Below are 11,594 nucleotides of genomic sequence, written 5' to 3' on the forward strand. Positions count from 1 at the left end.
ACGTGACCGTCAAGCTGAAGGGCAAGGCCGGCAAGAACAGCTACAAGCTCAAGAAGCTGAAGGCCGGCACGTACACGGTCACGATCGCCGCCTCGAACGCCGGCGGCAACGCGAAGAAGAAGACGCTCAGCCTGAAGATCAAGCACTGAGGGTGCGTCTGCCATCCTCCGCGCGATGCCCGGGCTGATCGAGCGCTACCGCGACCGCCTGCCGTTCGCGCCGGGCGATCCGATCGTGTCGCTCGGTGAGGGCTCGACCCCGCTCGTGCTAGCGCCGGCGCTTTCGGAACGCGTCGGCGCCGAGGTGCATCTGAAGCTCGAGGGCTCGAACCCGACGGGCTCGTTCAAGGACCGCGGGATGACGTGCGCCGTGTCGGCGGCCGTGCGGGAGGGTGCGCAGGCGGTGATCTGCGCGTCGACCGGCAACACAGCCGCGTCGGCGGCCGCGTACGCTGCGCGTGCGGGCATCCGTGGCGTCGTGATCGTGCCCGAGGGCAAGATCGCGACCGGCAAGCTCGCCCAGGCGCTGATGCACGGCGCGCGCGTGATCGCGCTGCGCGGCAACTTCGACGTGGCCCTGAGGCTCGTGCGCGAGGTCTGCGACCGCCAGCCGATCGCGCTGGTCAACAGCGTGAACCCGTTCCGGCTCGAGGGCCAGAAGACCGCGTCCTTCGAGATCGTCGACGAGATCGGCGCCATCGACGCGCTCTGCATCCCGGTCGGCAACGCCGGCAACGTCACCGCCTACTGGAAGGGCTTCCAGGAGGTCGGCCACGCGCCGCAGATGCTCGGCTTCCAGGCCGCGGGCGCCGCGCCGCTGGTCGAGGGCCGCGTGATCGAGAACCCGGAGACGATCGCCTCCGCGATCCGCATCGGCAACCCGGCGCGCTGGGAGGAGGCGATGGCGGCGATGACCGCCTCGCGCGGCATGGTGCGCGCGGTCACCGACGAGGAGATCCTCGACGCCTACAAGTTCCTGGCGTCGGGCGAGGGCGTGTTCTGCGAGCCGGCCAGCGCCAGCGGCGTGGCGGGCCTGCTGAAGTACGGCGCGCCCGAGGGCGTCTCGCGCATCGTCTGCGTCCTCACCGGGCACGGCCTGAAGGACCCGCAGACCGCGCTCATGCAGGCCAGCTCGGTCGTGCCCTGCGAGCCGGACCTGGACGCGGTCGAGCAGGCCGTCCTGGGCTAGCGAACCTCCACAAATTCGACACACCGCAAAGTAGGCGCGTGATCTTCGCGCCGCGTGCGTTTCACGGGTCATGAGGGAGGGATTCCGCATGACCAAGCCACCTGAGTTCTCCATCGCGGTGGGCCACAGCCGTGACACGGTGACGCTCGCCCCGGCGGGTGAGATCGATCTCGTCACCGCGCCGTTGATCGCCGACCACCTGGCGGCGATCGCCGCCGGCGACGTGGGCCATCTCGTGCTCGACCTGGAGGGCGTGACGTTCATGGACTCCAACGGCGTCGCGCTGCTGCTGGGCACCTGGCGCCGCGCGGCCCGCGAGGGCTGGACGCTGACGATCGCGCGCACGCCGCCGGTGGTCGCCGAGGTCCTGACGACCTGCGGGCTGCTCGACGTCCTGCCGTTCGGCGCGACGTAGCCGTCGGCCGAGGCTGGTCCGAAACGTTCAAGACCCGCGCCGGGGCGTGGGGGAGGATCCCGGCATGACCCAGATCCTCCCCGACCTCGACGGCCGTCTCGCGCTCCCCGGCGACGCGGCCTACGACGACGCCCGGCGCGGCTGGAACCTCGCCGTCGACCAGCGCCCGGCGGCGGTCGCGCACGCCGCGTCGGCGGTCGACGTGCAGGCGGTCGTCCGCCACGCGCGCGCCGTCGACCTGCGCGTCGCGCCGCAGGCCACCGGCCACGGCTCCGAGGCGCTGGACCTCGACGCGCTGCGCGGCGCGATCCTGCTGAAGACCGCCGGGCTGGACGCGATCGCGATCGACCCGGCGGCCCGGACCGCCACGGTCGGCGCCGGCGTCACGGCCGGCGCGCTGGCGGAGGCCGCCGCGGCCCACGGGCTGGCGCCGGTGCTCGGCGTGGCGCCGTCGGTCGGCGTCGCCGGCCTGGTCCTGGGCGGCGGCCTCGGCTGGCTGTCGCGCACGCACGGCCGCGCCGCCTCGGGGCTGCTGGCCGCCGAGGTCGTCACCGCCGACGGCGAGCGGCGCGCGGCCGACGACGACCTGCTGCTCGCGCTGCGCGGCGGCGGTGGGCGCGGCGTGATCGCGACGTCGCTGACGCTCGCGCTGCATCCGGTCGACGAGCTGTTCGGCGGCATGGTCGCGTGGCCCGGCGAGCACGCCGCCGAGGTCCTGGAGCAGGTGCGCCGCGTCGCGCTGGACGCGCCCGAGTGCCTGAGCCTGATCTTCCGCGTGCTGTCGCTGCCGCCGCTGGACGTCATCCCCGCGCCGATCCGCGGGCGCCGGATCGCGGCGGTCGTCGCCGTCCACGCCGGGCCGCGGGCCGACGCCGAGCACGCGCTGGCGCCGCTGCGCGCCACCGGCGGCGCGCTGCTCGACACCTGCGGCGCGATCGGGCCCGCCGACCTCGTGCGCGTCGCGGGCGACCCCGAGCAGCCGGTCCCGGCGCGCGGCGAGGGGCTGCTGCTGCGCGAGCTGACGCCCGCGACGGTCGGCGCGATCGCGGCGGTCGCCGACGACCACCGCGAGGCGCTGACGGTCCTCGAGGTCCGCCAGCTCGGCGGGGCGCTGGCGCGCGACGGCCTGACCGCGCCGTTCCAGGTCTTCGTCGGCGGCGCGGGGGACAGCCCGGAGGCGACCGCGGCGACGCTGGCGGCGGCCGCCGACGTGCGCGCGCGGCTGGCGCGCTGGACGGCCCCGCGCGTCCCGCTGGCGTCGTGCGGCGTCGGCGCGGACGTCGCGCGCGGCTACGCGGACGGCGCGTGGGAGCGGCTGGCGGCGATCCGCGACGCGGTCGACCCGGACCGCCGCTTCCTGTCCCAGCACGACGAGTAGCCTCGATCGGGACGTGACGAGCGCTCCGGACTACGTCGAGGTGCGACCGCCGCGCGCGCTGCGGGCGTTCGTCGAGCGGTTCTGGATCCACCGCGTGACCGGCCCGCCGTCGGAGCGGCGCCTGCTGCCCGACGGCCGCATGCACCTCGTGTGGATCGCCGAGCTGGGCCTGCGCGTCGCCGGGCCCGCGCAGGCGCCGATGTCGCACCCGCGGCTGGAGGCGATGCTGGCGATCGGCGCGACGTTCCATCCGGGCGCCGCGCCGTACCTGCTGCGGGTCGCGGCGTCCGACCTCGTCGACCGGCGCGTGCACGTCGACGCGATCGACCCGCTCCTGGCGCGGGAGGTCGACGACGCGCTGGGGACGGCGCCGGACCCGCGGTCCGCCACGATCGCGTTCGCGCTGCTGCTGCGGCGGCACGTCGCGCGGCTGGCCGACGCGCCCGACCCGGCCGTCCGCCACGCGGTCGCGCTCCTGGACGGCAACCCGCGGGCGACGGTCGGCGGCGTGGCGACCAAGACCTCCATCTCGGAGCGGGAGCTGCAGCGCCGTTTCGTGCGCGACGTCGGCTACGCGCCCAAGACGCTGCAGCGCGTGCTGCGGCTGCAGCGCTTCCTGGACGTCCGGGCGGTGGGCGACCTCGCGGGCGCCGCCGCGCTGGCGGGCTACGCCGACCAGGCGCACCTGTCGCGCGAGGCCCGCAGGCTCACCGGTCTGACGGCGCGCGAGCTGCTGGCCTACGAGCACTGACGACCGCGCGAGACGGGCGGGAACTCGGCTAGGGTCCCGCGCCACATGGAGCGCCGTCGCCTCGTCCGCGTGCCCGCGTCCTCGGCCAACCTCGGGCCGGGCTTCGACGCGTTCGCGGCCGCGCTGGCGCTGCACACCGAGGTCGAGGTCGTCGAGACCGGGCGCTTCGCGGTCGTCACCGACCTGGCGATCGCCACCGACCGCCGCAACCTCGTCGTGCGCGGCTTCGAGCGCCTCCACGCGCCCGACGACTTCGAGTTCCGGATCCGCTCCGACATCCCGCTCAGCGGCGGGCTCGGGACGAGCGCCGCGGCCTACCTCGCGGGCCTGCTGGCCGCCGACCACCTCTTCGAGCTGGACGCCGACCTCCTGTCCTTGGCCACCGAGATGGAGGGCCATCCCGACAACGTCGCGGCCGCGCTGCTGGGCGGCTTCGTGATCTGCGCCGACGACGCCGCCACGCGCTTCGACGCGCCGACCGGCCTGGAGGCGATCCTCGTCGTCCCGCATGAGGCGGTGCGGACCAAGGAGGCCCGCGCGGCGCTGCCGGCGGAGATCCCGATGGCCGACGCGGTCTTCAACGTCGCCCACGCGTCGCTGCTCACGCTCGGCCTGGCCCGCGGCGACTGGGACCTCGTCTCCCGCGGCCTGGCGGACCGCCTCCACCAGGACCACCGCCGCCACCTCTTCCCGCGCTCGATGGAGGTCGTCGAGCGCGCGACCGCCCTCGGCGCCCTCGGCGCCACGATCTCCGGCGCCGGCCCGACCGTCCTGGTCTGGTGCCACTACGAGCAGACCGGCTCGGTCCTCGACGCCCTCCGCGCCGAGACCGCCGGCTGGGCCGACGTCCTGCGCGCGCCGTTCGAGCCGCACGGGGCGGACGTGCGCGAGCTGTAGGCCGCTCGCGGCTCAGCGCCGTATTCGCACCGGCGCGCCCAGCCGGATCTTGCGCATCAGCCGGCGCAGGGCCTTGTCGCTCGCGCGGATGCAGCCGTGGCTGACCTGCTTGCCGAGCGTCCAGGTGTGCGGCGTGGCGTGGATCGCGATGCGGTCGCCGCCGCCCCAGCCCTGGGCGATCTTCGTCTGGTGGCCGTTCAGCGCCAGGATGCAGCAGCCGTAGTCGCCGCTGGGGTCGGCGGTCCTCAGCCGGTCGGTGACCGCGAAGCGGCCGGTCGGCGTCGGCGTCGCGTCGGTGCCGATCGCCACGCGGTAGCGGTCGGTCAGGCGGCCGCGGTGGAAGACCGAGAGCGTCTTGGCGCTGAGGTCGACGACGATCGAGCGCGGCTCCTCGAACAGCGCGCCCGCCGAGGTCGGCAGCCATCCGACGTGGTGGCGGACCAGCGCCGTGCGCACGAGCACCCAGCCGGGCCTGCGGGCGGCGACCGCGAGGATCGTCGGCGACCGGAACTCCGTCCGGGTCCGGATCGTCGCGACGACCTTCCCGCCCGGTCGCGTGCGCAGCTGCGCGCGGCGGGTCACGTGGAAAGCCAGCGAGCCGCGCGGCGCGGGCTTGCCCACGGGCGTCGCGGAGCCCGGCTCCGCGCCCTTCCGCGGCTTGGTCGACAGCGTCGCGGTCGTCGGCGTCGGCGCGTCGGCGCGGCCGGAGGTCGTCGTCGTGGCCCGTGGCGTCTCGACGTCGGCGCCGCACGCCGACAGCAGCGCGACGACGACCAGCAGCGCCGCTGCCGACAGGGCGGCGCGGGGCCCGGCGGGGGGACTCGGGATCATCGCGCGGGCGATCCGCCGCCGCCGTCGAGCAGCGGCGCCAACCGGCGCCGCGCCTCAGGCAGCCCGAGGCGTTCGAGGACCTCGTCGGCGAGGGCGAGGTAGTCGTCGCCCAGGTCCGGCCGGTGGTCGATGATCGACACCGCCCGCTCGGCCGACTCCGCGTAGGCGATCGACTGGCGCACGACCGCGTCGAGCAGCTTGTCGCCGACGACCTCCTTCAGCGCGGTCTGCGCGTCGCGCGAGTGGACCGTGCGCATGTCGGCGATCGTGAACGCCACGCCGAGCCAGACGAGGTCGGGGTTGAGCCCGTCGCGCGCCAGCTCGATGACCTCCAGCGCCTGCTCGACGCCCTGGCGCGCGAAGTACTGCGCCTCGGCGGCCAGCAGCGCGAAGTCGGCGGCGACGAGCGCGTTGACGGTCAGCAGCCCGAGGTTCGGCGGGCAGTCCAGGAAGATGACGTCGAAGGCGTCGTCGAGCGGCTTGAGCGCCTTGCGCAGCGTCAGCTCGCGGCCCATCTTGCCCGCCAGCGCGACCTCGGCCTCGGCCAGCTGCAGGTTGGCCGGGATGACGCTGACGCCGTCGGGCGCGACGTGCAGCGCGGCCTTCGCCTTGGCGGCGCCGACGAGCACGTCGCGGACGGTCGGCTCGGCCTCGGGATCGACGTCGAAGTAGTCCGACAGGTTGCCCTGCGGGTCGAGGTCGACGGCGGCCACGCCGAGCCCGGCCCGGCGGAAGGCGTCGGCGAGATGCCGGACCGCCGTCGTCTTGCCCGTGCCGCCCTTCTGCGAGAGGACCGCCAGCTTGAGCGCCATCAGGCGCCGGAGACTACCGACGGCCTCAGCCCGTGGCGTCGGCGGCCCTCGGCGCGCTCGCGCCCGCCGCCAGCGCCTCGGCGGTCAGGTGCAGGTACTGCAGCCGGTAGCGGCCGACCACGATCTCGTCGCCGTCGACCAGCGCGCGCCACTCGACGCGCTCGCCGTTGACGAACACGCCGTTGAGCGACCGGTCGTCCAGCACGCGGACGCCGTCCGGCTGGCGGACGATCAGCGCGTGGCGGCGCGAGACGGTCGGGTCGTCGAAGCGCACGTCGGCGGCCAGCGAGCGGCCTACTCGCGTCCACTCCTTGTCGAGCGCGACGACACGAGGACGGCCCGCGTCCTCATAGGCCAGGTACTCCCCCGGCGCGGTGATCTCCTCGCGCGCGGCGGCGATCAGCTCGGCGCGCTCCTCCGGCGTCAGCGCCTCGCCGGCGCGACGGTGGAAGCGCCCTCCGGCGAACAGCGATGCCCGCACGAAGCTCGACCCGCTGCAGCCGGGGCAGGCCGGCAGCTCGTCGGTCGCGGCGAGCGTGACGACATAGCCGCACCGCTCACATCGGAAGGACCCCGTTCCCGCAAGCGTCCCGGACGTCAAGGACTCCATCTGACCACGCTCCCTCTCTGCCTGCTGGCGGACCGCTTCGAATGTACTGCCAGACCGGCAGGCCGAAAACCCCGAGGACCAATCCTTTGTCAGGTCGTCAACCGGTCGGTGGTCGACATGTCCCGAAACGACGTTCGGCAAACCGTCGTTCACCGGAAGGACCACCCTTCAGGGTGGAGAACCCCGGGCCATGGCCCGCACCCTGAAGACGCTGGACGAGACCGATCTCGAGGCCGCGCTGATGCGCAAGTCGGTCGACACCCTGGAGGCGGGCCGCCACACCTGCGCCGACTGCGGCCGCACGCCGCTGGTCGGGGAGCGCGTGTACCGCTTCGGCAGCGCCTCCTCGGTCTGCGCGCTGTGCACGCCCCTGCGCCGCGCCGAGCCCGACGCCGTCGAGCTGGTGCGCCACTCGGAGTGCGGCATCACGGTGCGGCGCATCACGCCGCGCGCCGCCTGAGCCAACCGGCCGGGTAGACTTCGCGCGCGTGGATCCCGTCAGCGCCGAAGTGATCATCGCCCGTCCTCGCGAGGAGGTGTTCGAGTACCTCGCGGACATCGCCAACCACGCGGAGTTCTGCGATCACTACCTCGTCGACTGGCGCCTGACCCGCGAGGACTCCTACGGCAGCGGCGCCGGCGCTCGGTTCCGCATCAAGACGCCGATCCGCAGCCGCTACAACTACGGCGACGCGACGTTCACCGAGGTGGTCGGGCCGCGGCTGATCGAGGAGCGCGGCCGGATGGGCAAGTACAACCGCATCCTCACCCGCGGCGTGTACGAGCTCTCGGAGGCCTCCGGCGGTTCCACCCGCGTGCGCTTCACGTTCGAGTCCAAGCCGAAGTTCCTGTCGGACCGGCTCAACGAGACCTTCGGCGCCCGCTGGTTCAAGCGCAAGAACAAGAAGTCGCTGAACCGCCTGCGCGCCATCATGGAAGAGGGGCTGGACCGCGGCACGCGCCCGTCGGTCGCCGGCGGCCCGCGCAAGCCCGCGTCGGCCTTCCGCTTCCGTCCCGACCTCAACCGATAGACGTCGGTAGAGTCCGCCGCCGCCATGCAGCTTCGTCGTCTCCTCGCCACCTCCGCCGTCGCCGTCGCCACCGTCACGTCCCTCGCCGCCTGCGGCGACGAGGAGACGACGCAGGGCCGCGACGAGGGCACCTACGTCACCGCGGGCGACCTGCAGTACCAGGTGCAGATCTCGCGGCAGCTCAACCCCACGGACTTCGAGGACCGCGACTACCTCACGGGCCTCCCGTCCGGGGCGGCGCTGGGCGTCAACCAGGAGTACTTCGCCGTCTTCCTCCGCGTGTGGAACCGGACGAAGATCGACCACGAGACCGCCTCGCGGTTCGAGATCAGCGACACGACCGGCAAGACCTACCAGCCGATCGCGATCGACACGAACATCAACCGCACGGCCTACCACGCGGTGGTCATCCACGGCGGCGACCAGATCCCGGTCCCGGGCTCGCTGGCGCGCGAGAACCTGACGCAGGGCGGCCTGGTGCTCTTCAAGGTCGAGAACTCCACCTACGCGAGCCGTCCGCTCGTGCTGCACATCACGTCGCCGGAGGGCAAGTCGGCGACCGTGGACCTCGACGTCTAGGCCTCCGCGTTCCGGGCGCGTTCCGGGCGATCCGGGGCACCTCCCGCACGCGACCCTCGCGGGTGAGCACGGGGTGGCCCGACCGCGGAGACCCTCGGGACGCCCCCTCAGCCCCCGTTCTTCAGCCCGGCCAGCAGCACCTCGCGCGCCGCGGGCGCCGCGGTGTCGCCGCCCGCGCCCGCGCCCACGAGCATGAAGCCGACCGCCACACGCGGGGTCCCGGACCCCGCTGGCGCGTAGGTCGCGAACCAGGCGTCGGTGTCGGTCTCGTCGGACTGGGCCTGGTCGGCGCAGGACTCCGGATCGTCCGGCGTGGGCTTGCAGGTCTGCGTGGACTTCAGCTCGGCGGTCCCGGTCTTGCCCGCGACCTTGACGTCCGGGATCGCCGCCGCCGTGCCCGTGCCGTAGCGGACAACGCCCAGCATCAGCTTCTCGACCGTCTTCGCGACCTTGACGCTCGTCGCGCGGTGCTTGGGCGCGACCTTCCACCGGTTGGGGTCCAGCGTCACGTCCGGGCGCTGGCCGCGCAGGCCGATCGTCGCCGCGACGATCGCCATCTGCAGCGCGGTGGCCTGCACGCGGCCCTGGCCGATCGCGCTGGAGCCCACGGCCAGGTCGTCGCCGATCTCGTCGGCGGCCGGGATCGAGGACGTCGCCGCGCCGGTGATGCCCGTCGGCGCGTTGAACCCGAAGCGCTCCGCGGTGGCCACGAGCTTCGCGGCGCCGACCTTCGCGCCCAGCGGGCCGAACACGCTGTTGCACGACTGCGCGAACGCGTTGGCCAGCGTCCCGCCGCAGGACTCGCCGTTGGCGTTCTGCAGCTCGACGCCCTCCAGCGTCGCCGACGTCTGCACCGGGAACGTGTCGGTGATCTTCGCCACCCCGTTCTCCAAGGCGCTCGTGGCGGTGATGATCTTGAACGTCGAGCCCGGCGGCTGCAGGCCGCTGAAGCCGATCCCGGCGGCCGCCAGGATCTCGCCGGTCTTCGGGCGCAGCGCCACGACGCCGCCCAGCCGTCCGGCCAGCGCGGTCACCGCCGCCTGCTGGACCGACGGCGCGATCGTCGTCCGGACCGCCTTGCCCTTGCGCGGCGCCCGCTGCGCCAGCAGCCGCGCGCCCGCCCGCAGCTCGCCGCCGGGCGTGCCCGCCAGGCGCTCGTCGAACGCGCGCTCCAGGCCGCTGATGCCGACCTGCGTGTCGGCCGGGTAGCCGAGCTGCGCGTAGCGCTCCTTGCGGTCCTCCGGGATCGGCCCCAGCGCGCCGGAGATCGCCTGCGCGGCGGCGCCCAGCGGCGAGGTCCGGTCCGGCCCCTGCGCCAGCGGCGTGCCGTCGCGCGCGAGCAGGTCGGCGCGGGCCGGCATCTCCGTCGTGCGCTTCAGCGTCTCGCCCTCGCCCAGCCCCGGGAAGACGAGGTTCGGCGTCCACGCCACCCGCGCCTTGCCGTCCTGCTTGACGACCTTCACGCGCAGCGTCCCGTGGACGGGCCCGAACGCCTTGGTCTGGACGGTCACCGGCACGCGCCAGACGCCGTCGCCGGCGTTGCTGGGGGCGCCGGTGCGCACCGTGGTCAGCGTCGCGGTGTCCGCCGCGGCCGCGTACGCGGCCTGGAACGCGCGCGCGTCATACCGATCCTGGACCGCGCCGGTGACCTGATCGCGCATCGCCGCGTAGTCGCCGCGGTCCCAGGCGCGCGCGAACGTCGTGACCGCGTCCTTCTCGCTGGGCCCGCCCGTCGTGGCGCAGATCACCCCGATCCCCAACGCGACGACGACCACCACGCCGATGGCCACGAGACGACGCGCGCGCGTCTGGGCGCGCGAAGGACGTGACGGCTGGGGCATACGGTCAGAGAAAGTACCGACGCGGACGGCGCGGTAGCCTCGGCGCGGTTGACCAAGATCGACTGGCTGATCGTCGCCTTCGCCGTTCTGATGGCCACCATCGGATGGCGGCAGGGGTTCGTGGCGGGCGCGTTCGCGCTGGTCGGCTTCGTGGGCGGCGCGTTCCTGGGAAGCCGCATAGGGCCTGCGCTCCTGCACGATGGGTCGTCGTCACCGTACGCGCCGCTGGTGTCGCTGATCGGCGCCGTCCTGGGCGGCTCGCTGCTGGCCGGGGCCTTCGAGACGGCGGGCTTCCTGGTCCGTCGCAGCGTCCCCATACCTGGCGTGCGAACGCTCGACGGCGTCCTCGGCGCGGTGCTGAGCGCGGCCATCGCGCTCGGCCTGGCGTGGATCGCGGGCGCCGTGATGCTCCAGACGCCGGGCGCGCGCCAGCTGCGCGGCGACATCCAGCGCTCCGAGATCCTCTCGCGCCTGAACGACGTCCTGCCGCCGTCGGGGCCGATCCTCAACGCGCTGGCGCGCTTCGACCCGTTCCCGCACGTCGACGGCCCGGACGCCAGCGTGCCCGCGCCGCGCGCCGCGGTGGCGCGCGAGCCCGGTGTCCAGGCCGCGGCCGCGTCGGTCGTCCGCGTGCTCGGGACCGCCTGCGGGCTGGGCATCGAGGGCTCGGGCTGGGTGGCCGGCCAGGGGCTGGTCGTGACCAACGCGCACGTGGTCGCGGGGGAGAGCGACACGACCGTGCAGCTGGGGGGCTCCGGCACCCCGCACGACGCGGTCCCGGTGGCCTTCGACCCGACCAACGACGTCGCGGTGCTGCGCGTGGCGGGGATCGACGGCGCCCCGGCGCTCGCGTTCGCCTCCGACACCGCGTCGGGGACCGAGGGCGCGGTGCTCGGCTTCCCCGAGAACGGGCCCTACGACGTCCGCGCGGCGCGGCTGGGCGCCACCCGCGCGGTGGTCTCCGAGGACGCCTACGGCAACGGCCCGGTGACGCGGCAGATGACGACGTTCCGCGGCACGGTGCGCTCGGGCAACTCGGGCGGCCCGCTCGTCGACACCTCGGGCCGCGTGCTGGCCACCGTGTTCGCGAAGTCCACCCGCTCGCGGCCCGCGGGCGGCTACGGCGTGCCCAACAAGGTCGTGCGCGAGGTCCTGGACGCGCGCGCCGGACCGGGGCAGGCGGTGTCCACGGGCGGCTGCGCCGGCTGACCGCCTGGGCGCCGAGCCGGTCACGTGATCGCGACAGGGCGACCCACCGCGC

At 74.4% G+C, this 11,594-nt stretch carries 13 protein-coding genes; 9 read left to right on the forward strand and 4 right to left on the reverse strand.

Annotated elements, in window-relative coordinates; translation table 11 throughout:
• Positions 1-174 precede the first annotated feature (174 nt).
• The 5 genes from thrC (at position 175) to thrB (ending at position 4,629) form a co-directional block, all read left to right on the forward strand.
• Positions 175-1,188, forward strand: a complete 1,014-nt coding sequence (gene thrC / locus VFG42_RS12400; RefSeq protein ID WP_324908814.1) for a threonine synthase — start codon at positions 175-177, stop codon at positions 1,186-1,188.
• 88 nt (positions 1,189-1,276) lie between these two features.
• Positions 1,277-1,603 carry an STAS domain-containing protein gene (locus tag VFG42_RS12405; protein ID WP_324908815.1) on the forward strand — a complete coding sequence of 109 codons (327 nt, stop codon included), beginning with the start codon at positions 1,277-1,279 and terminating at the stop codon, positions 1,601-1,603.
• 64 nt (positions 1,604-1,667) lie between these two features.
• Positions 1,668-2,981, forward strand: coding sequence for an FAD-binding protein (locus tag VFG42_RS12410; protein WP_324908818.1), 1,314 nt, complete (start codon positions 1,668-1,670; stop codon positions 2,979-2,981).
• Positions 2,982-2,994: 13 nt separating this feature from the next.
• Positions 2,995-3,732, forward strand: a complete 738-nt coding sequence (locus VFG42_RS12415) for a DUF6597 domain-containing transcriptional factor (protein ID WP_324908820.1) — start codon at positions 2,995-2,997, stop codon at positions 3,730-3,732.
• A 45-nt stretch (positions 3,733-3,777) separates the two neighbouring features.
• The gene (thrB, locus tag VFG42_RS12420; protein WP_324908822.1) at positions 3,778-4,629 is read left to right on the forward strand and encodes a homoserine kinase; all 852 of its coding nucleotides are present in this window, start codon (positions 3,778-3,780) and stop codon (positions 4,627-4,629) included.
• A gap of 12 nt (positions 4,630-4,641) precedes the next feature.
• Here thrB and VFG42_RS12425 read toward each other — a convergent pair whose 3' ends face one another.
• Genes VFG42_RS12425 through VFG42_RS12435 form a run of 3 tightly spaced genes read right to left on the reverse strand, consistent with a single transcriptional unit; the run spans position 4,642 to position 7,047 of the window.
• Entirely contained in the window at positions 4,642-5,460 is an 819-nt protein-coding gene (locus VFG42_RS12425; RefSeq protein ID WP_324908824.1) for a L,D-transpeptidase, read from the reverse strand.
• Positions 5,457-6,272: a ParA family protein gene (locus tag VFG42_RS12430; protein ID WP_324908826.1), complete on the reverse strand. Its 816-nt coding sequence runs from the start codon at positions 6,270-6,272 to the stop codon at positions 5,457-5,459. The genes VFG42_RS12425 and VFG42_RS12430 overlap by 4 nt, the downstream gene beginning before the upstream one ends.
• 25 nt (positions 6,273-6,297) lie before the next feature.
• The gene (locus tag VFG42_RS12435; RefSeq protein WP_324908828.1) at positions 6,298-7,047 is read right to left on the reverse strand and encodes an FHA domain-containing protein; all 750 of its coding nucleotides are present in this window, start codon (positions 7,045-7,047) and stop codon (positions 6,298-6,300) included.
• 25 nt (positions 7,048-7,072) lie between these two features.
• On the opposite strand from VFG42_RS12435, the gene VFG42_RS12440 reads away from it, so the two are divergent.
• Genes VFG42_RS12440 through VFG42_RS12450 form a run of 3 tightly spaced genes read left to right on the forward strand, consistent with a single transcriptional unit; the run spans position 7,073 to position 8,492 of the window.
• Entirely contained in the window at positions 7,073-7,342 is a 270-nt protein-coding gene (locus tag VFG42_RS12440; RefSeq protein WP_324908830.1) for a hypothetical protein, read from the forward strand.
• A gap of 28 nt (positions 7,343-7,370) precedes the next feature.
• Entirely contained in the window at positions 7,371-7,913 is a 543-nt protein-coding gene (locus tag VFG42_RS12445) for an SRPBCC family protein (protein ID WP_324908832.1), read from the forward strand.
• Positions 7,914-7,937: 24 nt separating this feature from the next.
• Positions 7,938-8,492 (forward strand): hypothetical protein, encoded by a 555-nt coding sequence (locus VFG42_RS12450; RefSeq protein ID WP_324908834.1) that lies wholly within the window; start codon positions 7,938-7,940, stop codon positions 8,490-8,492.
• Positions 8,493-8,599: 107 nt separating this feature from the next.
• Here VFG42_RS12450 and VFG42_RS12455 read toward each other — a convergent pair whose 3' ends face one another.
• Positions 8,600-10,282: a penicillin-binding transpeptidase domain-containing protein gene (locus tag VFG42_RS12455; RefSeq protein WP_324908836.1), complete on the reverse strand. Its 1,683-nt coding sequence runs from the start codon at positions 10,280-10,282 to the stop codon at positions 8,600-8,602.
• 99 nt (positions 10,283-10,381) lie between these two features.
• Here VFG42_RS12455 and VFG42_RS12460 point away from each other — a divergent pair, with 99 nt between their 5' ends.
• Complete coding sequence (locus VFG42_RS12460) at positions 10,382-11,542, forward strand: MarP family serine protease (RefSeq protein ID WP_324908838.1); 1,161 nt, start codon at positions 10,382-10,384, stop codon at positions 11,540-11,542.
• Positions 11,543-11,594 lie beyond the last annotated feature (52 nt).

The sequence above is a fragment of the Baekduia sp. genome (assembly GCF_035685985.1).
Lineage (GTDB): Bacteria > Actinomycetota > Thermoleophilia > Solirubrobacterales > Solirubrobacteraceae > Baekduia.